The following is a 22468-nucleotide window of genomic DNA, read 5'->3' as shown; positions in this document are numbered from 1 at the left end:
GGCTCCGGCACGGCGGCCGGTTCCGCTGCCGAGCCCGCGCGGCCCGGCCCCTGGCCGAGGGCTCGGCGGGGCGGCTGGGGGGCGTCGGCGTCGGTGATCGGCATCGCTGTCCATCGTGCGGGGTCGGCGGGGGCGGCCCCCCGGCAGGGAGCCTACTGAGCCGCCCCGTCCGACGTCGCCGAGGCCACGCCGACCTCCACCCGGTGGCTCAGCGGCCCCGCAGTCGGCGCACCAGGATGCTCGCGTCACCGCGGGACTCCAGATCCGCCAGCACCACGGCGACCGCCTCGCGGACGATCCGGCCGCGGTCGATCGCCAGGCCGTGTTCACCGCGCAGCACGAGCCGCGCGTGTTCGAGATCCATCAGCTCCTCGGCGGAGACATAGACGGTGATCTTCTCGTCGTGCCGTTCACGGCCGCTGGGGCGCGGCCGCTGCTGTTTGCGGCGCGTCTGCTGGGCCGGCACCGGAGCCGTCGGCGGCTGGCCGGCGACCTGCGGACGACGGCCCTGAGGGATCCCCTCGCGGCCACTGTGCTCGGTCTGGTTCCCGTCCTGACCGCCGCCGTCGGGCGCTGTGCCCGTCTGCGGCTCGTTCCCGTCCGCCGGGGCGTCGGGCACCGGCCGCAGCCGTCCGTCGGCCCCAGCGGCCTTCTGAGCGTCCCCGTTGGCGTGCTTACGGGGCTGGGAGGCCTGCAGCCCCATGCCCCCGGTGGTGCGGAACAGTTCGTCCGCACCCGGGAGACTCACTCGGCGTGACACCGGGCGAGCACCTCCCTGGCGAGCTGACGGTAGGCGGCTGCGCCCACGGAGTTGGACGCGTACGTGGTGATCGGCTCGCCGGCGACGGTGGTCTCCGGGAAGCGCACCGTACGGCCGATGACCGTGTGGAACACGTGCTCGTCGAAGGCCTCGACCACCCGGGCGAGCACCTCACGGCTGTGCACCGTGCGCGAGTCGTACATGGTGGCGAGGATGCCGTCGAGTTCGAGTTCGGGGTTGAGCCGTTCCCGGACCTTCTCGATGGTCTCGGTGAGCAGGGCGACACCGCGCAGTGCGAAGAACTCGCACTCCAGCGGCACGATCACCGAGTGCGCCGCGGTGAGCGCGTTGACGGTCAGCAGGCCGAGCGAGGGCTGGCAGTCGATGACGATGTAGTCGTAGTCGGCCATCAGCGGCTTGAGGGCGCGCTGCAGTGTGGACTCGCGCGCCACCTCGCTGACCAGTTGGACCTCGGCCGCCGACAAGTCGATGTTGCTCGGCAGCAGATCCATACCGGGCACCGCGGTCTTCAGCAGCACCTCGTCCGCCGCCAACCCGCGTTCCATCAGCAGGTTGTAGACGGTGATGTCGAGTTCCATCGGGTTGACGCCGAGTCCGACCGAGAGCGCGCCCTGCGGGTCGAAGTCGACGAGGAGTACCCGGCGGCCGTACTCGGCGAGCGCGGCACCCAGGTTGATGGTCGAGGTCGTCTTGCCGACCCCGCCCTTCTGGTTGCACATCGCGACGATTTTCGCCGGGCCGTGGTCGGTGAGCGGATTGGGGATCGGGAAGTACGGAAGGGGACGTCCCGTCGGACCGACCCGCTCGCGGCGCTGACGGGCAGCGTCCGGGGCGAGTGTGGCCGCGTATTCGGGATCCGGCTCGTACTCCGCGTCTGGGTCGTAGAACTGACCGTCCTGCAGATCGTCCTCGTATGGCGCCATGGCGTGTGTGGGGTGCGTCTCCGTGTTCTTGTCGGCCCGGCGTGCCTCGAAGGTGCGGACCGCGACGGAACCGACGGTCTCGAGCCTGTTGGGGCTCTCGACCTGAACGGTCATTCCTGGTTGACCACCCCCGGGAGCAAATGTCGACTCATTCACAAGTCGTCTTACCTCCTTGGTGACCAGGAAACTTCTCGATAGGTCAGCACGACAGCATGCCGACGGTTGGCGACTCTATGGCGTGTCAGTGGTTCACAGCAACACAATCCGCCGGACACGGCACGATGTGTCGGCAACCGAACCCCCCGCTGTCAAGGGCGTAAGCACCTCGTCGAGGATGTTTCAGCGGGGTACGAAACGGTGAAACTGGTACGTTCGACGCAGTCGGCCGGGCCCTGGGACTCCCAAGGCCCGGCCGTTGTCGCCGTGTTGACGTGTAGACGTTTCGCGGCGCGTCGCCCGCCCGTCACACGCGCGCTGATCAGCCCAGCAGCGTGTGCAGGTCCGTGCTGTGCAGGTCGTGCGCCTCGGCGACCGGACCGTAAACGACCTGTCCCTCATGGGTGTTGAGGCCGAGCGCGAGCGCGGCGTCGCGGCGCAGCGCCTCGCGCCAGCCGCGGTTGGCGAGTTCCACGATGTAGGGCAGCGTGGCGTTGGTCAGCGCGTAGGTCGAGGTGTTGGGCACCGCGCCGGGCATGTTGGCGACGCAGTAGAAGACCGAGTTGTGGACTTCGAAGGTCGGGTCGGCGTGCGTGGTCGGACGCGAGTCCTCGAAGCAGCCGCCCTGGTCGATCGCGATGTCGACAAGAACCGATCCCGGCTTCATGCGGGAGACCAGCTCGTTGGTGACGAGCTTGGGCGCCTTCGCGCCAGGGATCAGCACCGCGCCGATGACCAGGTCCGCGTCCAGCACGGCCTTCTCCAGCTCGAAGGCGTTGGAGGTGATGGTCTGGACGCGGGTGCCGAAGATCTTGTCGGCCTCGCGCAGCTTGTTGATGTCCTTGTCGAGCAGGGTGACGTGGAAGCCCATGCCCAGCGCGATGGTGGTCGCGTGCCAGCCGGAGACGCCGGCGCCGATGACGACGGCCTTGCCGGCCTGGACGCCGGGGACGCCGCCGGGCAGCACGCCGCGGCCGCCGACCGAGCGCATCAGGTGGTACGCGCCGCCCTGCGGGGCGAGCCGGCCGGCCACCTCGGACATCGGGGCGAGCAGCGGGAGGGCGCGGTTCGCGGTCTCCACCGTCTCGTACGCGATGGCGGTGGTGCCGGACTCGAGCAGCGCGTCCGTGCAGGCGCGGGACGCGGCCAGGTGCAGGTACGTGAAGAGCGTCTGGTCCTTGCGGAGGCGGTGGTACTCCTCGGCGATCGGCTCCTTGACCTTCAGCAGCAGATCGGCGGTGGCCCACACCTCGTCGGCGGTGCTCAGGATGTTCGCGCCGGCGCCGGTGTACTCGGCGTCGGGGATGGAGGAGCCGAGACCGGCGCCCTGCTCCACGTAGACCTCATGTCCGTGGCGCACGAGCTCATTCACGCCGGCGGGGGTGATGGCCACGCGGAACTCGTTGTTCTTGACCTCGCGGGGGATGCCGACCTTCACGTCGATCACGGTCCTTGCACTCATTGGAAGACAGGGATGGCTGCAGCTGTCCGTACATGGCGCGAGAAAGCGTCACACGTCGGACCTGACCGCGATGTGCGCGGCGGAGCCAAGTCTAGTGAAGGAAGACTTCCTGTCTAGCCTTACAAAGTGATTAGTTTGACCGAGAACGCTGACAGATTCGTAGGTCTGGGGCGCTGACGCCTTCAGGCCACCGTTTTTCGGACCCGCTCAGTCGACGACCTCACCCGGGCTGAGCAGGCGCTTCGCGACCGCGCGCTGCAAGCGCGCGCCGCCCGGGTCGCCGAGCCGGTCGAGGGTGTCGGCCATCCGCAGCAGCACGGCCCCTTCCAGCCGTTTGTCGCCGGCCTGACGGGCCCAGTACAGGGCGTCACGGCAGGTCCGCAGAGCGTCCTCGGGGTGGCCGGCGTACTCCTGGACGCGGGCGGCCTCGCTCAGCGCGCGGGCCTGGGCCGGCACGTCGCCGAGCCGCCGGTGGGCACCCGCGGCGGCCCGCCACTCGCGCAGCGCGGTGCCGTACCGGCCGCCGTAGGTGTGCAGCGCGCCGAGGCGGCCGTGCAGCCGGGCGGCGTGGCCGGTCTCCCCGCGGGCCTGCCGCAGCGCGAGCGCCCTGCCGTACCAGTCCGCGGCCCGCTGCGGGTCGTCGAGTTCCAGGTACGTGCCGCCGATGGCCTCCAGGGCGCGGCCTTCGGCCTCCCCGTCGTCCCCGGCCCGCGCCTCGCCCAGCGCCAGCCGGTAGCGGTCCAGCGCCTGCCGGGTCCTGCCGGCCTCCACGTCGAGGTCGGCGAGGTTGATCAGCGCCGCCGCCTTCTCGCGGGGCAGGCCGCGGCGGGTCGCCACGTCGAGCACCAGGGCGTGCAGCTGGTAGCGGCTCGTCGCCGTCTCCCGGTCCCCGAGGTCCATTCCCAGGGCCCGCACCAGGTTGGCGACCAACCGGCGTGCCAGGGTGTCGAGTTCCCCGTCGGCGACCGCCGCGCGGGCCGCGGCGAGCAGCGCGGGCAGGCGGGCCCGCAGCCAGACGGCGGCGGCCGGGCGCGACGCGAAGCGCATCGAACGCGGCAGGCCCTCCAGCGAGGCGCGGCCGGGATGCCCGTCGGGCTCCAGCGTGAGGCGGCAGGACTGCAGCAGCCGCACCGTCCGCTCCAGCATCCGCGCCCGGGCAAGTTGCACCTCGCCCGCCCGGTCCCGGGTCTCCAGCAGGGCGCGCAGCAGCGGTTCGAGGCAGCCGGGCACCCGGTACTGCGGCGGCAGCGGCGGCTCCACCGGGTCGGCGTGCAGCAGGCCGTGCGCGGCGAGGTCGTCCAGCGTGCTCTGCGCGGCGGTCACCGAGCAGCCGGCCAGCGCCGAGGCGATGTGGGAGTCCACCAGTCCGGCCGGCGCGAGCGCCAGCAGCCGCAGCATCCGGCCGGCGGTGGACGGCAGCGAGCCGTAGACCAGCCGGAAGGCGCGCACCAGTTGGGGCGGCGCGGTGGCGCGCGGTGACGCCTCCGGCGCGGGAGCGGCCGGGGTCGCGTCCCGGCCCGCGGAATCCGGCTCCCCGGTCGCCGGACCGGTTTTCTCGAGGCCGGCCTTCGACCCGCTCCTCGGCTCGGACTCGGGCCCGGTCCTGGACGCGGTCCTGGACCCGGTCCTGGACCCGGTCCTGGACCCGGACTCGGGCGCGTTTTCCGGTCCGGACGTGAGCCCGGTCCTGGGGACAGCCTCGGAGTCGGTCCGGGAAGCGGCCCCGGGGCGCACCATCGGCACGGCGCCCGGCCCGGCCTCGGGCCCCTTCGGCACGGCCATCGCCGGAGGCGAAGGCTCGTCGGGAACCTCGCGCAGCCGGCTCGTGGCGTCGGTCACCGACAGCCGAGGCCGGGCGGCGAGCCAGGCGGCGACCAGTCGCAGCGCGGTGGGGTGCCCGGCGCACTCCTGGACGAGGGTCTCGGCCGCCCGCGGGTCGCAGGTGACCCGGACCGAACCGATCGCCTGCGAGAGCAGGTCGACGGAGGCGGCGGTGTCCAGCCCGCCGAGGGTGCAGGGCCGGACGTCCGGGACCCCGGGCAGCGGCCCCTCCGACGTCGCCACCACCAGGCTGCCGGGCCCTTCCGGCAGCAGCGGCAGCAGCTGGTCGGCGTGCGAGACGTCGTCGAGCACCAGGACGGTGCTGCGGCCCGCGAGCGCGGCCCGCAGTGCCGCGAACACCTCGCCGGGATCCACCTCCGGCGCCGGCGACGCGGCGCCGATCGCCCGCAGCAGGGCCCGCGCGGCCTGTTCCGGCGGCGTGCGCTCGCCGCCGCTGCCGGTGAGCCGTACGAAGTGCTGCCCGTCGGCGTAGCGCGCGGCCACGTCCCGGGCGAGGTGGACGGCGAGGGCGGTCCGCCCGGAGCCGGGCCGTCCCGCGACGAGCAGGACGCGGCTGCCGTCCGCCACCCGACCGCCCAGGGTGGCCAGGCCCGGCCGGTCGATGTCGGCCCGCAGCCCGTCCAGTTCCCTGCGGCGCCCGGCGAAGTGCGGCACGTCCTCGGGCAGGGCGCAGCCCGGCGCCGGCGGTGGCGGCGGGGCCGTCGCCGTCGCTTCCGGCCCATGGCCGGGTGACGGCACGAAGTCCGCGTCGGTCACCGATTCACCGGCGTCCAGCACCTGATCCGCCACGGGCACACTCCCGTTCTGCCTGCGCGCACGAGCCCGCCGCCGCTGCGAGCGGGAACACCATCGAGCCTAGGCCCTGCCGGGGCGATCACGAACGGCCACCGCGCGACCTCGCGCGGCGTCCGGAAGTGTCGTCCGAACGGCCGGACCCGGCGCACGGGGACATGCCCGCCCCGGGGCCCTCGCCCAGCCGGTGCGCGCAATGATCACTGAATCGGATCAGCGGCGCGCCGAAGGCCCTTAGGCCGTGTAGGGCCTGGCGGGCCAGGGGGCGTCGGCGGGTCGCAGCACGTCCAGCCCGTCGCCCGACAGCGCGGCGTGCAGGGCCAGGACGCCGGCCACCAGGCAGGTGTTGTGGACGTGTCCGGCCAGCACGTCGCGCACCAGTTCGGCGAGCGGCACCCGGGCGAACTCCATGTCCGCCTCCTCCTCGGAGACGTCGAACCGCTCACCCTCCGCCTCGGAGACGTCGCGGGCCAGGAAGATCCGGACCGCCTCGTCGCTGCCGCCGGGCGACGTGTAGAGATCGGCGAGCACCCGCCACTCCCCCGCCTTGACGTGCGCCTCCTCGTAGAGCTCGCGCTGCGCCGCGTGCAGCGGGTTCTCCCCGGGCACGTCGAGGAGCCCGGCGGGCACCTCCCACAGCTTGTGCCGCACGGGGTGGCGGTACTGGCGCAGCACCAGGACGCAGCCGTCCTCGTCGAGCGCGACCACGGCCACCGAGCCCGGGTGGATCTGGTAGTCGCGCTTGGCGGTGGAGCCGTCCGGCATGACGACCGCGTCCGTGCGGACGCTCGTCTTGGCCCCGGAGAACGGTGTCGAGGTCGCGGTGACCTGCCACTCCTCGGCGATGTCCTGCAGCATGATGCCCTCCGTGGAACCGGTGAGACGCGAAAAACGGTGCTGGGGACGGATCACGAAGATCCGTCCCCAGCACCGTACCGATCAATCGATGATCAGCCCTGCTGGCGCTTGACCGCCGCCGCGACCAGACCCACGAAGAGCGGGTGCGGGCGCGTCGGGCGGGACTTCAGCTCGGGGTGCGCCTGAGTGGCGACGAGGTACGGGTGCACCTCGCGCGGGTACTCGACGTACTCCACCAGCTTGTTGTCGGGCGAGGTACCGGAGAAGACCAGTCCGGCCTTGGTCTCCAGTTCCGCCCGGTAGGCGTTGTTGACCTCGTAGCGGTGGCGGTGGCGCTCGTCGGCGACCGGCGCGTCGCCGTACACCTCGCGCACGATGGAGCCCTCGGCGAGCTTCGCCGAGTACAGCCCCAGCCGCATGGTGCCGCCCAGGTCGCCCTTGCCGTCCACGATGTCGAGCTGCTCGGCCATCGTCGAGATGACGGGGTGGGCCGTCGTGGGGTCGAACTCGGTGGAGTTCGCGTCCGGGATGCCGGCCAGCGAACGGGCCGCCTCGATCACGACGCACTGCAGGCCCAGGCAGAGCCCCAGCAGCGGGATCTTGTTCTCGCGGGCGTAGGTGATCGCCGCGACCTTGCCCTCGACACCGCGGTCGCCGAAGCCGCCGGGCACGCAGACCGCGTCGACGTCGGCGAGGTGCTTCCTGGCGCCGGCCGGTGTCCGGGTCTCGTCCGAGGTGACCCACTTGATGGTGACCTTGGCGTTGTTGGCGAAACCGCCGGCTCGCAGCGCCTCGGTCACCGACAGGTACGCGTCGGGCAGGTCGATGTACTTGCCGACGAGCGCGACCGTGACCTGGTGCGCGGGCTGGTGGACCCGCTTGAGCAGGTCGTCCCACTGGGTCCAGTCCACGTCGCGGAACGGCAGGTCCAGCTTGCGGACGACGTACGCGTCCAGGCCCTCGGTGTGCAGCACCTTGGGGATGTCGTAGATCGACGGGGCGTCGACACAGGCGACGACCGCGTCCTCGTCCACGTCACACATCAGCGAGATCTTGCGCTTGATGGCGTCCGGCACCGGCCGGTCGGCGCGCAGCACGATCGCGTCGGGCTGGATGCCGATGTTGCGCAGGGCCGCGACCGAGTGCTGGGTCGGCTTGGTCTTGAGCTCACCGGACGGGCCGATGTACGGGAGCAGCGAGATGTGGACGACGAAGACGTTGTCGCGGCCGACCTCGTGCCGGACCTGGCGGACGGACTCCAGGAAGGGCAGCGACTCGATGTCGCCGACGGTGCCGCCGACCTCGGTGATCACCACGTCCACGTCGTCGGTCGCCATGCGGCGGATCCGGGACTTGATCTCGTTGGTGATGTGCGGGATGACCTGGACGGTGTCGCCGAGGTATTCGCCGCGCCGCTCCTTGGCGATGACCGTGGAGTAGATCTGGCCGGTGGTGACGTTCGCCGAGCCGTCGAGGTTGACGTCCAGGAAGCGCTCGTAGTGGCCGATGTCCAGGTCGGTCTCGGCGCCGTCGTCGGTGACGAAGACCTCACCGTGCTGGAACGGGTTCATCGTGCCCGGGTCCACGTTGAGGTACGGGTCGAGCTTCTGCATGGTGACCCGGAGGCCGCGCGCCTTCAGCAGCGCACCGAGGCTGGAGGCCGTCAGGCCCTTGCCGAGGGAGGACGCGACACCCCCGGTGACGAAGAGGTGCTTGGTCGTCGTGGATTTGGGCGCAATTGCCAAGAGGGGGCTCCCGTGGTCGCGAGGTGAGGTCGGGACGGCACGGAATCAGGGGGAGTGCCGTCGCGGCGGTTCAGTGGTTCAGCCCACCGGCCCACGGGCTACCAGGGTATCAGCGACCACGAGGGCCTGTGTCCGGCGGCGACGACACCAGACACGGCCTAGCCTGCTTTTAGCAGCTCGCAAGGGGACTCATGGCATGCTCGGGCATGAGCGGAACAAGTGCACCCGACCGGCCCAGTGAAGACCACCGTCACGCGCGCACCTGCCTCCCCGACGACGTATCCTGCTCGGACACATCGCTGCGAGCCGGCCGGCACGGCATCAACCCCGCCCGCTCCCGGAACACGAGCTCGTCGAAAATCCCCAGACCGCAAGACCGGCCCTACGAGGCCGGCGCCGTCATTCGACTGGAGATGCAGGTGGCCGGGCGCATCGAGGATTACGCACTCATCGGCGATATGCAGACCGCTGCACTGGTCTGCCGGGACGGGACGGTCGACTGGCTGTGCCTGCCCCGGTTCGACTCCCCCGCGGTCTTCGCCGGCCTGCTCGGAACCGAGCAGCACGGATTCTGGAGGCTGGGCCCGGCCCACGCCCCCGGAACCGGTCCGCCGACGTCGACGCGTCGGCGATACCGGGGCGATTCGCTCGTGCTGGAATCCGAGTGGGACACCCCGCGCGGAACGGTGCGGGTGATCGATTTCATGCCGCCCCGCGACGGCGCGCCGCAACTGATCCGTATCGTGGAGGGCGTCAGCGGACGGGTGCCGATGCGCTCCGCGCTGCGGATGCGCTTCTCCTACGGTCAGATCGTGCCGTGGGTGCACAAGGTCGGCGACCGCACGGTCGCGGTGGCCGGGCCGGACTCCGTCTGGCTGGACACCGACGTCGACACGTACGGCGAGGACCTCACGACGTATTCGGACTTCACCGTCTCACCGGGTGAGCGGGTGGCCTTCACCATCAGCTGGGAGCCCTCGCACCGCCCGCCGCCGTCGCTGCCGGAGCCGGAGGCCTCGCTGGAGTCCACCGAGCAGTTCTGGCGGGAATGGGTCGACCAGTGCACATACCACGGCCCCTACCGGGACGCCGTGGTCCGCTCGCTGATCACCCTCAAGGGCCTGACGTACGGGCCCACCGGCGGCATCGTCGCCGCTCCCACGACCTCGCTGCCCGAGGACATCGGCGGGGTCCGGAACTGGGACTACCGCTTCACCTGGCTGCGCGACGCGGCGATCACGCTGTCGTCGCTGCTGCGCACCGGCTACCGGGACGAGGCACGTGCCTGGCGGGAGTGGCTGCTGCGGGCGGTGGCCGGCGACCCGGAGAACCTGCAGATCATGTACGGCATCGCCGGCGAGCGCGAGCTCGGCGAGAACGAGCTGCACTGGCTGCCCGGTTACGAGGGCTCCACCCCGGTCCGGATCGGCAACGGCGCGGCGCACCAGCTGCAGCTGGACGTCTACGGCGAGGTCACCGAGGCCCTGCACCTGGCCCATATGACCGGTCTCGCCCGCAACGACTACGCGAGCCTGCTGCAGCTCAAGCTGATCCGCTACCTCGAATCGCACTGGAACGAGCCGGACGAGGGCATCTGGGAAGTGCGCGGCCCCCGCCGGCACTTCGTGCACTCCAAGGTGATGACCTGGGTCGCGGTGGACCGCACCGTCAAGCTCATCGAGTCGGGCGAGGCGGACGGTCCGCTGGAGCGCTGGCGCGAACTGCGCGACGACATCCACCGGGACGTGTGTGAGAAGGGTTACGACAAGGAGCGCAACACCTTCACGCAGTCCTACGGCTCCCAGGAGCTGGACGCCTCGCTGCTGCTCATCCCGCAGATGGGCTTCCTGCCGCCGGACGACAAGCGCGTCATCGGCACCATCGAGGCGATCCAGCGCGAGCTGAGCACCGAGGACGGCTTCATCCTGCGCTACCCGACCAGCAGCGGCGACGACAACCTCGACGGGCTGCCGGGCGACGAAGGGGCCTTCCTGGCCTGTTCGTTCTGGATGGCGGACGACCTGGCGATGATCGGCCGGGTGGACGAGGCCCGGCAGCTGTTCGAGAAGCTGCTGGCGCTCCGCAACGACCTCGGGCTGCTCGCCGAGGAGTGGGACCCGCGGCTCAAGCGCCAGGTCGGCAACTTCCCGCAGGCGTTCAGCCACGTGCCGCTCATCGACACGGCCCTGCGGCTGAGTGCCTGCGGCGCGTACGGCGGCGGCTGACCTCGCACGGGACGCACGGAGGGCGGGCCCCTGGGGCCCGCCCTCCTCCGTTTCCCCGGGGCTCAGCGCTGCGCCAGCTCGTCGTAGATGCTCAGCACCTGGGCGACCGTGTCGTCCTCGGTCGGCCAGGTCGCGGCCTGGTCCCGCCCGGCGGCGGCGAGCGCCAGCCGCCGCTCCGGATCGTCGAGCAGCCCGGCCACCGCTCGGGCCAGCGCCCCCGGATCGCCGTACGGCACCAGTTCCGCCGCGTCGCCGACGAGTTCGGGAATCCCGCCGACCGCGGTGGCGACCAGCGGCACCCCCGCGTGCAGGGCCTCCTGCGCGATCAGGGCGCGCGCCTCCCACCGGCTCGGCAGGACCACCACGTCGGCGGCGGCCAGCAGGTCCATGACGTCGGTCCGGCGGCCGATCAGCCGGACGGGCAGCCGTTCGGTGTCGATCCGCCACTCCAGCGCGGCCCGCCGCGAGCCCTCTCCCGCGACGACGACCAGCGGCCGCGGGTCGTGGTCGACCAGCATGCGGCAGGCGTCCAGCAGGACGTCGTAGCCCTTGTGCGGCTCCAGCCGGCCGACGGCCAGCACCAGCGGCCGGTCCACCGCACCGAACTCGGCGCGCGTCTTCTGCCGCATCAGCTCGGCGTCGCGCGGCGGTTCCGGCGCCGCGGCCCGCGGAACGGGCACCGCGACCGGAGCCAGCCGGGCATCCCGGGCGCCCAGCGTCCTGGCCCGGTCCACCAGGTCGGACGAGGCCCCCAGCACCACGGCCGAGGCCCGCACCACCCGGCGTTCCAGCCAGCGCACCAGCCGGGCCCTGGTCCCCTCGGCGAGGCTCGCGCTGTGCCACGTCACCACGAGCGGGGTCGGCCGGCCGCTGAGCGCCAGCGACGACAGCAACCCGGCGCGCAGTCCGTGCGCGTGCACCACGTCGGCGTCCGCGCAGGCCGTCCGCAGTTCCGCGACGACCGTCGCGTCCGACCTGGCGGCCCGCCGCGAGATCTCCACGGGCTCGAAACGGGCGCCCGTGCCGGCGAAGACGTAATCGTTCTCGGCGGCGGCCGGGCCGCATACCGTGACCCGCACCCCGCGCGCGACGAGACCGGCCGCCAGCGAACTGACGTGCGCACCTGCGGGACCGCCCGCCCCGCCCAGCACCAGGACGGCGTGCAGCTGTCCTCGCAAGGGGATCGGAGTGCTGCTCACCCGGGTACAGCTCCTGACTCGGCGTCGGACGACGGCTGTTGCGCCACACCCCCAGGATGCCAGGCCCCTACGGCATGCCGTGGGCACCGACCGGTTCCCGGCCCGGGTACGGGCGCCGTGGATCACTCGAACGAGTGCGCTCGCACGCCGTGCCGGACCCGGCCCTCAGCTGGTGGCGCGGGCCGCGGCCAGCAACTCCTCGGCGTGCGCCCGGCCCAGTTCCGAGTCCTCGAGCCCGGCGAGCATACGGGAGAGCTCACGCACCCGGTCCTCTCCTTCGAGAACCTTGACGCCGCTGCGGGTCACCGAACCGTCGTTCGTCTTTTCCACCAGCAGCTGCCGGTCGGCGAACGCCGCCACCTGCGGAAGGTGGGTGACCACGACGACCTGCGCGGTCCGCGCGAGGCGCGCCAGCCGGCGGCCCACCTCGACCGCGGCCTTGCCGCCGACCCCGGCGTCGACCTCGTCGAAGAGATACGTCGGCACGGGATCGGATCCGGCGAAGACGACCTCGACGGCGAGCATCACCCGCGACAGCTCACCGCCGGACGCGCCCTTGGCGATCGGCCGGGCCGGGGCGCCGGGATGCGGGGCGAGCTGCAGCTCGACCTCGTCGGCGCCGGTCGCCCCGAACGCGACGAGTTCCCCGCCGACCGGGATCCCCTCGGCGTCGGCGGTCTGCCGGATGGCCACCCCGACCCGGGCGTGCGGCATCGCCAGTTCGGCCAGCTCTGCGGTGACCGCGGCGGCGAAACGGTCCGCCGCCTCCGTACGGGCGTCGGTCAGCGCCTGCGCGAGGTCCCCGAGCTCGGCCCGCAGAGCGTCCCGCTCCCCGGCCAGCTCCGCGATCCGCTCGTCGTCACCCTCCAGCTCACCGAGCCGGGCGGCGCTCTGCTCGGCCCAGGCCAGCACCCCGTCGATGTCGGAGCCGTACTTGCGCGTCAGATGGGAGAGCACCGCACGCCGCTCCTCCACCGCGGCGAGCCGCAGCGGGTCGGCGTCCAGGTCGTCCGCGTACCCCGCCAGCTCCCCGGCGACGTCGCCGACGAGAATGCCGATCTCGCCGATGCGCTCGGCGAGCGCCGCGAGCGCCGGGTCATGGGCGCGGACGGCCTCCAGCGCGCGCTGGGCCCCGGAGACGAGGGTGTTGGCGTCGTTGCCCTCCGGATCCTCCGGATTGCCCGCGAGCGCGGCGTGCGCGATGGCCGCGGCGGAGGCCAGCGCCTCGGCGTGGCCGAGCCGTTCGGCCTCCGCGGCCAGTTCGGTGTCCTCGCCGGGCAGCGGCTCGGCGTCGGCGACCTCCCCGATCCCGAACCGGATCAGATCCGCTTCCTGCGCCCGCTCACGGGCGCGGGTGGTCAGCTCGTCGAGCTCGCCCGCCACCTCCCGCAGCCGCCGGTAGGCGGCCCCGTACTTCGCCAGCGGCCCGGCCACGGCGTCACCCGCGTACCGGTCCAGCGCCTGGCGCTGCCGGGCCGGGCGCAGCAGGCCCTGCTGGTCGGTCTGGCCGTGCACCGCCACCAGGTCGTCGGCGAGCTCGCCGAGCAGCCCGACCGGCACGGAGCGCCCGCCCACATGGGCCCGCGACCGCCCCTCGGCCGAGACGGTACGGCTGATCAGCAGCGCACCGTCGTCGAGTTCCGCCCCCGCCTCCTCGGCGCGGACGGCGGCGGCCGAGCCCCGGTCGAGGGTGATCCGCCCCTCGACCACCGCCGCCTTCGCACCGATCCGCACCAAAGCGGGATCGGCCCGGCCGCCCAACAGCAGGCCGAGGCTCGTGACGACCATGGTCTTACCTGCACCGGTCTCGCCGGTCACCGCGGTGAAGCCGGGTGAAAACTCCACCACGGCATCCTCGATGACACCCAGCGACCGGATCCGCATCTCCTCCAACACGGATACGACCATACGAGGTTTGCGGCCCGGCGCGCGACGGAGGTCGGTCTCAAGTACTACCGGGTTACTGCGGGGCACCCCGCCAGCCCGCGACGGGCAGGGCGAACTTCGCCACCAGACGGTCCGTGAAGGAGGCGTGGTGCAGCCGGGCGAGGCGTACCGGCACGGCACCCCGCCGTACCTCCACGCGGGCCCCCGCGGGCAGCTCGACGGTGCGCCGGCCGTCGCACCACAGCACGCCGTGCGGCGTCTGGGGCTGCACCTCGACGGCCAGCACCGAGCGCGGCGAGGTCACCAGCGGCCTCGCGAACAGCGCGTGCGCGCTGATCGGCACCATCAGCAGGGCCTCGACCTCGGGCCAGACCACCGGGCCGCCGGCCGAGAAGGCGTAGGCCGTCGATCCGGTCGGGGTCGCGCAGACCACGCCGTCGCCGCCGAACCGTGACACGGGACGGCCGTCGACCTCGGTCACGACCTCCAGCATCCGCTCCCGCGCCTGCTTCTCCACCGACGCCTCGTTGAGCGCCCAGTCGGTGTGCACCACGTGCCCGTCGTTGCGGACCAGGACGTCGAGCGTCATCCGCTCCTCGACCTCGTACTGCTTGGTGACGACCCGGTCCACGACCTTGTCCAGGTCGTCCCGCTCCGCCTCGGCGAGGAACCCGACCCGCCCCAGGTTGACCCCGAGCATCGGCACCCCGGAGGCGCGCGCGAACTCCGCGCCGCGCAGCAGCGTCCCGTCACCCCCGAGGACGATGATCAGCTCACAGCCCTCGACGGCCCCGGGACCGCCCTCCGTCACCAGCTCCACCTCGGCGGGCAGCGGCAGCTCGGCGGCCAGGTCCGCCGCCTCGTCCGTCAGCACCCGCACCCCGATCCCGCAGCGCAGCAGGCCGAGTACGACCCGCTCCGCACTCCGGATCGCCGCCGGGCGCCCGGTGTGCGTGAGCAGGAAGATCATGCGGCCCTTCGGCCCTGCACAGTCCTGCGTTTCGGTGTTCGTCAACGAGGCCCCTCCGCCACAGCACGGTCGACATCCGCCGGGTCCAGTTCTGGCGCACCGGCGCGCAGCCACAGAAAGTACTCCACATTGCCGGACGGTCCCGGCAGCGGACTCGCGGTGACGCCCATGACGCCCAACCCGAGCGCCGCGCCCTGCCCCGCGACCGTCCGCACGGTCTCCGCGCGCAGCTGCGTACTGCGCACGACGCCGCCGGTGCCGAGCCGCTCCTTGCCCACCTCGAACTGCGGCTTCACCATCAGCACGAGATCCGCGTCGGGCGCGGCGCACCGCACCAGCGCGGGCAGCACCAGGCCGAGCGGGATGAACGACAGGTCGCCGACGATGATGTCCGCGGGTACGCCGTCGATGTGCTCCAGCGTCAGCTCGCGCACGTTGGTGCGGTCCTTGATGACGACCCGGTCGTCGCTCTGCAGCGACCAGGCGAGCTGACCGTAGCCGACGTCGACGGCGACGACGCCCGCGGCGCCGTTGCGCAGCAGCACGTCGGTGAAGCCTCCGGTGGAGGCCCCCGCGTCCAGCGCGCGCCGCCCCTCCACCTTCAGGCCGAGCGGGGTGAACGCGGCCAGCGCGCCCGCGAGCTTGTGGCCGCCGCGCGACACGTAGTCGGGTTCGTTGTCGTCCTTGGCCACCACCACGGCCGCGCTGGTCTCCACCTGCGTGGCCGCCTTGGTCGCGGTGCCACCGCCGACGGTGACCCGCCCGGCGGCGATCAGCTGGCTGGCGTGCTCACGCGAGCGCGCCAGGTTCCGGCGCACCAGCTCGGCGTCGAGTCGGCGTCGTGCCACGTACGGTTCAGCTCCTGTTGTCGTCGAGTGCGGTGAGCGCGTCGCGCAGCCCACGGTGCACATCCTCGTACACCTCGATGTGGTCCGCGGTCGGCAGGTCGTCGGCGTCGCTCAGCCGCATCATCAGCGAGTCGACCGCGGCCTGTCCGGTCGGCGCGGGCGCCGGACCCAGCGGAGCGATCGCGCCCGCCGGCGCCTCCGCGAGCAGCGGCTCACTCACCGGGGGTTGCCTTCTTGCGGTCGGTGGTCTTCTTCGCGGGTGCGGGCTTCTTGGCGGGCGCCGCCTTCTTCGCAGCGGGTGCGGGCTTCTTAGCGGGCGCCGCCTTCTTCGCAGCGGGGGCCGGCTTGGCGGGCGCGGGCTTCTTCGCGGCGGGGGTCTTCTTCGCCGGAGCGGCCTTCTTCGCGGGCGTCGCCTTCGCCGTGGCCGTCTTCTTCGCCGGCGTCGGCTTCCCGGCCGCGGCGGTCTTCGTGGCCGGAGCCGTCCCGCCGGCCGCGGAGGACTTCTTCGGGGAAGCGGTCTTCCCGGCGGGAGCCGGCTTCCCGGCGGGCGGGGTGGCCTTCTTCGCCTTCGCGAGGACCTTCGGCTCCGGTTCCACCGGCGGTACGGCCTTCACCGCCCGAACCGGCGCGGGAGGAGCCGCCGGGTCGACGGAGGGGAGCGGAGGTGCCGGCTCTGCCGGCTCCATCGGATCGACCGCGATCCGCTCGAAGAGCGGTGCCGTCCCGGCGGTCGGAGCCGTCCCGAAACCGGAGCCCGCGGACTCGTCCTGGTCCTCTTCCTCGTCCTCGAGGTTCCGGACCCGGCGCTCCAGCGTCTCCAGGACCACACCGACCTTCGTCACCTCGTCGGCGACCCGTCCGACCCGGGCCATCGCCTTGTCGGCCTCCTCGCGGATCAGCCCGATCAGCAGGTCGCGGTTGGCCCGCCCGGCCGCCATCAGCTCGTCCGCCAGCGTCTGCACCTCCGGCGGAATGCTCGCGCCGATCTTGCGCTGGACGGCTTCCACATCGATTCCGGTCTGGTCGAGCAGCTCCCTGGCCGCCCCCACCGCCCGCCGCCGGGTCGCCTCGGTCAGGCCGCCCGCGATCTGCAGACAGGTACGCAGTGCGTCCCGCATCGCCCTCACTCCTCGCCTCGCCATTGACGTATCCGCACCTGACGCTACCCGCACTGCCCCGCTCACGGCGTACGGTGCCCTGAGGTACCGTCGATCGAACAGATCACATGATCGTGGCGCGGGCGACCCCGGCGCCTGTACGCACCACCCGAACGGGAGACGCCCGACCGATGGCGACCATCGAGGAGTGCCGGAGCGCACTCGACCAGCTGTCGGCGAATCTCATGCGCGCGGGTGGCGACGTCCGCAGCGCCACGTCCCTGGACCGCTCGCTGAGCTGCCACATCACCGACCTGGCCACGACGTTCGTCGGGCGCCTGACGGACGGCCGGATCCATGACGTGACCACGGTGCCCGGCGCGCCCGCCGAGAAGGCGCAGATCCGGCTGGTGATGGCCGGCGACGATCTCGTCGCCCTGGTCGGGGGCCAACTGAACTTCGCCAAGGCGTGGGGCAGCGGCCGCGTCAAGCTGGAAGCCGGCCTGCGGGACCTGCTGAAACTGCGCTCACTGCTCTGACCGCGGCCGCCACCACGCAACGCGAGGCCCCTCAGAACCCGAGCCGGGCCAGCGCCTTTCCGGCGTCCAGCTCGCACGCCCCGTCGCCGGCCGCCGCCCAGGCGGCCGCGCAGAGGGCCCGCAGTCCGTCAACCGCGTCACCGTCGCCGTCCACGGTGAGCGCGTCGCCGTCCGCCGAGGCCGTCCACCCGCCGCACGTCGATCCGGCACCGTCGGCCGAGACCTCCGGCTGCGGCTCCAGCAGCCCGCGCAGATCGGCCGCCACGTACGTCGGCCGGTGCTTCGGCACGGCGGCGAGCAACTGCGCCGCCGTCGTCACCCCCGTCAGGACCAGCAGCGAGTCCACCTCGGCGCCCGTCGCGCCCTCGATGTCGGTGTCGAGCCGGTCGCCGACCACCAGCGGCCGCTTCGCGCCGGTCCGCAGGATCGTCTCGCGGTGCATCGGCGGCTGCGGCTTGCCCGCGACCTGCGGCTCGCCGCCGGTCGCGATCCTGACGACCTCCACGGCCGCGCCGTTGCCCGGCGCGATACCGCGCGGGTTCGGAATCGTCAGGTCGGTGTTGGACGCGAACCACGGCACGCCGCGCGCCACCGCGAACGAGGCCTCCGCCAGCAGCGACCAGCGCAGCTCGGGATCGTAGCCCTGCACCACCGCCGCCGGATCGTCCTCCGCCGACGCCACCGGCTCGAGACCGCGCTCGCGCAGCGCCGTCTGCAACCCCTCGCCGCCGATCGCCAGCACCCGCGAGCCCGCCGGCACCTGCTCGGCGATCAGCCGGGCGACCGCCTGCGCCGAGGTGATCACGTCCTCCGCCCCGGCAGGCACCCCCAGCTCCGTCAGGTGCCCGGCCACCGTCTCCGGAGTACGCGCCGCATTGTTGGTGACGTACGCGAGGTGCATCCCGTGCTCCCGCGCGGTGGCGAGCGACTCGACGGCGTGCGCGATGGCCTCACCGCCCGCGTAGACGACCCCGTCGAGATCGAGCAGGGCCGTGTCGTACGCCGCGTCCAGTGCCCGGTCGCAACCGCTCGGACTGGTCCGGTGGGTCATCGCGTGTCCGCTCCTCGTATGTCGTCGATCACCTTGATCATCGCCCATCGGCGCGGGCGACGTAGCATGCGCTGATGACCACTTCAGGACCCGCTCCCGACGGCCTGCGCCTCGCCCCCTTCCGCGGGCTCCGCTACGTGCCGGAGAGCGTGGGCAGCCTGGCCGCGGTCACCTCGCCACCGTACGACGTCGTCGTCCGGCCGGACGGGCAGCGCCATCTGGAGACCGCCGACCCGCACAACGTCGTCCGTCTCATCCTGCCCCACAACGCCGATCCCACCAGCCGCCACCGGCAGGCCGCCACGGCCCTCGAGCTGTGGCAGCGCGAGGGCGTCCTCGCCGCCGACCCGGAGCCAGGGCTCTACCTGTACGAGCAGCGGGACGGTGACCACCTGCAGCGCGGCCTGATCGGAGTCCTGCGGCTCACCCCGCCCGCGGAGCGGATCGTGCTCCCGCACGAGGACGTCATGCCGGGCCCGGTGGCCGACCGCGCCGCCCTGATGCGCGCGACCGGCGCCAACCTCGAACCGCTGCTGCTCGCCTACCAGGGCGGCGGCCCCGCCGCGGAGATCGTCGACCGCACGGCGGGCACGGAACCGCTGCTCGCCACCACCACCGAGGACGGCATCCGCCACAAACTGTGGTCGATCACCGATCCGGAGACCCTCGCCGCGATCGACGCCGACCTGTCGCCCCGCCAGGCACTCATCGCCGACGGCCACCACCGCTGGGCGACCTATCTGCAACTGCAGGCGGAGCAGTCCGGGCCGAGCCCCTGGGACCGCGGCCTGGTGCTCCTCGTCGACACGGCCCACTACCCGCTGCGGGTCCGGGCCATCCACCGCGTGCTCCCCCGGCTCCCGGTCGCCGACGCCGTCGAGGCGGCCCGGGGCGTCTTCCGCGTGCGGGACGTCGACGGGCCGCTGCCGGTGGCGCTGGATGCCCTGGGACGGGCCGCGGCGGAGGGCAACGCCTTCCTGCTCGCGGGCGACGGCCGGTTCCGTCTGCTCGACCGGCCGGATCCGGCTCACCTCGACCGGTCCGTCCCGCACGACCAGCCGCGCGAATGGCGGGAGCTCGACGCGGCGGTCCTGCACAGCCTGCTCCTCGACGGCATCTGGCGGGTACCCGACGTCCCCGAGCACATCAGCTACCTGCACACGTCGGAGTCGGCCGTCGAACAGGCGGAGCGGCACGGCGGCACCGCGGTGCTGATGCACCCCGTGGACGAGGCCGTGGTCCGCCGGCTGGCCCGCCAGGGGGTCACGATGCCCCGCAAGTCCACGTCCTTCGGGCCGAAACCGGCCTCGGGCCTGGTCATGCGCAGTCTCGCACTGGGCTGACGGCTGAGCGGGCGGCTCCCGGGACGGCACGCAAAAGAGGCGGCACCCCCGGATGTCCGCGGGTGCCGCCTCTCAGTCGTGCGAGCGCTCAGGCCTTGGTGCTGCCCGTACCGGGCTCCTTGAACGGCGAGTCCAGGAACGACGCCGGGTCGGCCTCGTCCGTGACGTCGACCTCAGCCTCGGCGATGACGACGTCGTCCTCGTCCTCGTCGTCCTCGTCCTCGTCGTCCTCGTCCTCGTCGTCCGCATCGTCATCGTCCGCGTCGTCCTGCGCGTCGACCGGCGCGGCGGACTTCGCCGGGTCCTGCTCCGTGTGCTCCGCGCCCAGGGCGTCCACGAACGCGACACCGTCCAGCTCGGCGAGCCGGTCGGAGGCGTCGGTGCTGCCGCTCTGATCGGCCTCCGCCGCCTTGGCGACCCAGTCGCGCGCCTCGGCCTTGCGGTCGACGGCGAGCAGTGCGTCGGCGTAGGCATACCGCAGCCGCGCGGTCCACGGGTTCATGCCGTTGGCCGCCAGCTCGGGGCCCTGCAGCGTCACCACCGCGGCCTCGGGCTGGCCCATGTCCTGCCGGGCGCCCGCGGCGACGAGCCGCATCTCGACCTGGCCGGCCTTGTCCAGCTTCTGCACCTCCGGCGCACCCGCCATCGCCAGCGCGCGCTCCGGGCGGCCCATGCCGCGCTCGCAGTCCGCCATGACGGGCCACAGGTCCACGGAACCCGTCATCCGCTTCGTGGCGCGGAACTCCGCGAGCGCCTCGCCGTAGCGAGCGGTCGCGTACGAGGCGAAGCCCGCGGCCTCACGGACGGCGGCGACACGCGAGGCGAGCCGCAGGGCGATCCTGGAGTACTCGTAGGCCGCCTCCGGGTCCTCGTCCAGCAGCTGGGCCACCATGACCAGGTTGCGCGCCACGTCGTCGGCGAGCGTCTTGGGCAGGCTCATCAGCTCCTGGCGCACGCTCGGGTCGATCTCCTGACCCGTGACGTCGTCCGGGATCGGCAGCCGCTTGACCGGCTCCCGCTCCTCACGGCGGTCCTCGCGCCCGGCGCTCTCGAACCGTCCACGGCTGTCGTCCGCCGGACGGCGGCTCTGGCCACGGTCGTCGTCACGACGCGGCCCACGCGGGGGCGCGTCACGGCGGTCGTCCTGACGCGGACCGCGCGGCGGCCCGTCACGACGGTCCTCGCGGGGACGGTCACTGCTCGGCCGGTCACTGCTCGGCCGGCTGCTGCTGGGACGGTCGTTGGCGGGACGGTCGCCACCGGATCGCTCGTAGCGCGGCCGGTCCTCGCGGGGACGCTCGTCACGGCGGTCGTCGCGGGGACGGTCGCTGCTGGGGCGGTCGTAACGCGGACGGTCACCCTGCGGGCGGTCGTCGCGGCGGAAACTGCCGCCACGGTCGCCACTGGGCGGGCCGGAACGCGGGCGGTCGCCCTGGGGGCGGTCGTCGCGACGGAAGCTGCCGCCGCGGTCGTCCTGGCGCGGACCGCGCGGCGGGCCGTCACGACGGTCGCCCTGCGGACGGTCACCGCTGGGACGGTCGTAACGAGGGCGGTCACCCTGCGGACGGTCACCGCTGGGACGGTCGTAGCGAGGGCGGTCACCCTGCGGACGGTCATCACGGCGGAAGCTGCCGCCGCGGTCGTCCTGGCGCGGACCGCGCGGCGGGCCGTCACGACGGTCGCCCTGCGGACGGTCACCGCTCGGGCGGTCGTAACGCGGACGGTCACCCTGCGGACGCTCATCGCGACGGAAGCCGCCACGGTCACCACTCGGGGGGCCGGAACGCGGACGGTCACCCTGGGGACGGTCGTCGCGACGGAAGCTGCCGCCACGGTCGTCCTGGCGCGGACCGCGCGGCGGGCCGTCACGACGGTCGCCCTGCGGACGGTCACCGCTCGGGCGGTCGTAGCGAGGGCGGTCACCCTGCGGACGCTCATCGCGACGGAAGCCGCCACGGTCACCACTCGGGGGGCCGGAACGCGGACGGTCACCCTGCGGGCGGTCGTCACGGCGGAAACTGCCGCCACGGTCGTCGGGGCGCGAGCCGCCACGCGGCGGGCCGTCACGACGGTCACCGCTGGGGGCGCCGAAGCGCGGGCGGTCGCCCTGGGGACGGTCGTCACGGCGGAAGCCGCCACGGTCACCACTCGGGGGGCCGGAACGCGGACGGTCACCCTGCGGGCGGTCGTCACGACGGAAACTGCCACCGCGGTCGTCGCGACGGAAGCTGCCACCACGGTCGCCGCTCGGGCGGTCCGTACGCGGGCGGTCTTCACGCGGACGGTCCGAACGGGGGCGATCAGAGTTCGGACGGTCGGAACTCGGACGGTCGGTGCGGGGTCGGTCGTCACGACGGTCATCCCGGCGGAAACCGCCGGCCGCCCGGTCGCCATCGCGGCGCGGGCCGCCGGTGCGGAAACCGCCCCGGTCGCCACCGCTCTGTCGCGGATCCCGGCGCTCAGGCCGATCCGACCGATCCTCGGGCGAGTTGGACATCGTCGTAACTCCTTGGTTCGTGCTGCTGTAGTGCCAGTCTCTCGTACCTGCCGAGTGACCGCGCACCGGTGGGGCAAAACAAAAAGACCCTCGGTCCCAGCGCAGAGGCCGGGACCGAGGGTCCATAAAGATTGTTCGGCGGCGTCCTACTCTCCCACAGGGTCCCCCCTGCAGTACCATCGGCGCTGAAAGGCTTAGCTTCCGGGTTCGGAATGTAACCGGGCGTTTCCCTAACGCTATGACCACCGAAACA

The 22468-nt window shown here is 72.8% G+C and carries 17 protein-coding genes and 1 rRNA gene; 3 read left to right on the top strand and 15 right to left on the bottom strand.

The genetic code is table 11. The features are described from left to right. Positions 1-208 precede the first annotated feature (208 nt). The 6 genes from O3X23_RS41705 to O3X23_RS41680 form a co-directional block, all read right to left on the bottom strand. Positions 209-760: a hypothetical protein gene (locus O3X23_RS41705; protein WP_269279838.1), complete on the bottom strand. Its 552-nt coding sequence runs from the start codon at positions 758-760 to the stop codon at positions 209-211. After that, the gene (locus O3X23_RS41700; protein WP_138353360.1) at positions 745-1818 is read right to left on the bottom strand and encodes a ParA family protein; all 1074 of its coding nucleotides are present in this window, start codon (positions 1816-1818) and stop codon (positions 745-747) included. Before O3X23_RS41700 ends, O3X23_RS41705 begins: the two co-directional genes overlap by 16 nt. A 364-nt stretch (positions 1819-2182) precedes the next feature. Next, positions 2183-3298, bottom strand: coding sequence for an alanine dehydrogenase (ald, locus tag O3X23_RS41695; protein ID WP_269279847.1), 1116 nt, complete (start codon positions 3296-3298; stop codon positions 2183-2185). A 231-nt stretch (positions 3299-3529) separates the two neighbouring features. Then, complete coding sequence (locus O3X23_RS41690; protein WP_269279835.1) at positions 3530-5953, bottom strand: tetratricopeptide repeat protein; 2424 nt, start codon at positions 5951-5953, stop codon at positions 3530-3532. A gap of 237 nt (positions 5954-6190) precedes the next feature. Next, positions 6191-6814: an NUDIX domain-containing protein gene (locus tag O3X23_RS41685; protein ID WP_443048140.1), complete on the bottom strand. Its 624-nt coding sequence runs from the start codon at positions 6812-6814 to the stop codon at positions 6191-6193. A 92-nt stretch (positions 6815-6906) separates the two neighbouring features. Next, positions 6907-8559 carry a CTP synthase gene (locus O3X23_RS41680; protein ID WP_269279832.1) on the bottom strand — a complete coding sequence of 551 codons (1653 nt, stop codon included), beginning with the start codon at positions 8557-8559 and terminating at the stop codon, positions 6907-6909. A 413-nt stretch (positions 8560-8972) separates the two neighbouring features. Here O3X23_RS41680 and O3X23_RS41675 point away from each other — a divergent pair, with 413 nt between their 5' ends. Then, positions 8973-10784 (top strand): glycoside hydrolase family 15 protein, encoded by a 1812-nt coding sequence (locus tag O3X23_RS41675; protein WP_269279828.1) that lies wholly within the window; start codon positions 8973-8975, stop codon positions 10782-10784. A gap of 62 nt (positions 10785-10846) precedes the next feature. Here the strand turns inward: O3X23_RS41675 and O3X23_RS41670 are convergent, their stop codons facing one another. The 6 genes from O3X23_RS41670 to O3X23_RS41645 all read right to left on the bottom strand — a co-directional run bounded on the left by O3X23_RS41670 (position 10847) and on the right by O3X23_RS41645 (position 16806). Further along, entirely contained in the window at positions 10847-11983 is a 1137-nt protein-coding gene (locus O3X23_RS41670; protein ID WP_269279825.1) for a glycosyltransferase family 4 protein, read from the bottom strand. A gap of 165 nt (positions 11984-12148) precedes the next feature. After that, positions 12149-13891, bottom strand: coding sequence for a DNA repair protein RecN (recN, locus tag O3X23_RS41665; protein WP_269279821.1), 1743 nt, complete (start codon positions 13889-13891; stop codon positions 12149-12151). Between the two features lie 52 nt (positions 13892-13943). After that, the gene (locus tag O3X23_RS41660; protein ID WP_269279842.1) at positions 13944-14840 is read right to left on the bottom strand and encodes an NAD kinase; all 897 of its coding nucleotides are present in this window, start codon (positions 14838-14840) and stop codon (positions 13944-13946) included. A 41-nt stretch (positions 14841-14881) separates the two neighbouring features. After that, positions 14882-15688 (bottom strand): TlyA family RNA methyltransferase, encoded by an 807-nt coding sequence (locus O3X23_RS41655; RefSeq protein ID WP_269279817.1) that lies wholly within the window; start codon positions 15686-15688, stop codon positions 14882-14884. A 7-nt stretch (positions 15689-15695) separates the two neighbouring features. Further along, on the bottom strand, positions 15696-15908 hold the full coding sequence (locus tag O3X23_RS41650) for a hypothetical protein (protein ID WP_443048139.1): 213 nt from the start codon (positions 15906-15908) through the stop codon (positions 15696-15698). Continuing rightward, positions 15901-16806, bottom strand: coding sequence for a histone (locus O3X23_RS41645; RefSeq protein ID WP_269279814.1), 906 nt, complete (start codon positions 16804-16806; stop codon positions 15901-15903). Before O3X23_RS41645 ends, O3X23_RS41650 begins: the two co-directional genes overlap by 8 nt. Positions 16807-16976: 170 nt before the next feature. Between O3X23_RS41645 and O3X23_RS41640 the strand changes: the two genes are divergently transcribed. Further along, the gene (locus O3X23_RS41640) at positions 16977-17324 is read left to right on the top strand and encodes an SCP2 sterol-binding domain-containing protein (protein WP_269279811.1); all 348 of its coding nucleotides are present in this window, start codon (positions 16977-16979) and stop codon (positions 17322-17324) included. Positions 17325-17355: 31 nt separating this feature from the next. Here the strand turns inward: O3X23_RS41640 and O3X23_RS41635 are convergent, their stop codons facing one another. After that, positions 17356-18375, bottom strand: coding sequence for an HAD-IIA family hydrolase (locus O3X23_RS41635; RefSeq protein WP_269279808.1), 1020 nt, complete (start codon positions 18373-18375; stop codon positions 17356-17358). A 74-nt stretch (positions 18376-18449) separates the two neighbouring features. Between O3X23_RS41635 and O3X23_RS41630 the strand changes: the two genes are divergently transcribed. Next, positions 18450-19718, top strand: coding sequence for a DUF1015 domain-containing protein (locus tag O3X23_RS41630; protein ID WP_269279804.1), 1269 nt, complete (start codon positions 18450-18452; stop codon positions 19716-19718). An 88-nt stretch (positions 19719-19806) separates the two neighbouring features. Here the strand turns inward: O3X23_RS41630 and O3X23_RS41625 are convergent, their stop codons facing one another. Both O3X23_RS41625 and rrf read right to left on the bottom strand, forming a co-directional pair. After that, positions 19807-20673 (bottom strand): hypothetical protein, encoded by an 867-nt coding sequence (locus O3X23_RS41625; protein WP_269279801.1) that lies wholly within the window; start codon positions 20671-20673, stop codon positions 19807-19809. Positions 20674-22348: 1675 nt separating this feature from the next. Further along, positions 22349-22465 (bottom strand): 5S ribosomal RNA (gene rrf / locus O3X23_RS41620). Positions 22466-22468 lie beyond the last annotated feature (3 nt).

The organism is Streptomyces sp. H39-S7 (genome assembly GCF_027158205.1).
In the GTDB taxonomy this organism is placed as follows: Bacteria; Actinomycetota; Actinomycetes; order Streptomycetales; family Streptomycetaceae; genus Actinacidiphila.
Note: the sequence above shows the minus strand (reverse complement) of the source record. Positions and strands in the feature narration are given on the sequence as shown.

Coding starts and splice junctions, on each gene's coding strand:
- O3X23_RS41645 (WP_269279814.1), bottom strand. CDS start 16,806: ATGCGGGACGCACTGCGTACCTGTCTGCAGATCGCGGGCGGCCTGACC.
- O3X23_RS41660 (WP_269279842.1), bottom strand. CDS start 14,840: ATGATCTTCCTGCTCACGCACACCGGGCGCCCGGCGGCGATCCGGAGT.
- O3X23_RS41630 (WP_269279804.1), top strand. CDS start 18,450: ATGACCACTTCAGGACCCGCTCCCGACGGCCTGCGCCTCGCCCCCTTC.
- O3X23_RS41635 (WP_269279808.1), bottom strand. CDS start 18,375: ATGACCCACCGGACCAGTCCGAGCGGTTGCGACCGGGCACTGGACGCG.
- O3X23_RS41675 (WP_269279828.1), top strand. CDS start 8,973: ATGCAGGTGGCCGGGCGCATCGAGGATTACGCACTCATCGGCGATATG.
- O3X23_RS41685 (WP_443048140.1), bottom strand. CDS start 6,814: ATGCTGCAGGACATCGCCGAGGAGTGGCAGGTCACCGCGACCTCGACA.
- recN (WP_269279821.1), bottom strand. CDS start 13,891: ATGGTCGTATCCGTGTTGGAGGAGATGCGGATCCGGTCGCTGGGTGTC.
- O3X23_RS41640 (WP_269279811.1), top strand. CDS start 16,977: ATGGCGACCATCGAGGAGTGCCGGAGCGCACTCGACCAGCTGTCGGCG.
- O3X23_RS41700 (WP_138353360.1), bottom strand. CDS start 1,818: ATGACCGTTCAGGTCGAGAGCCCCAACAGGCTCGAGACCGTCGGTTCC.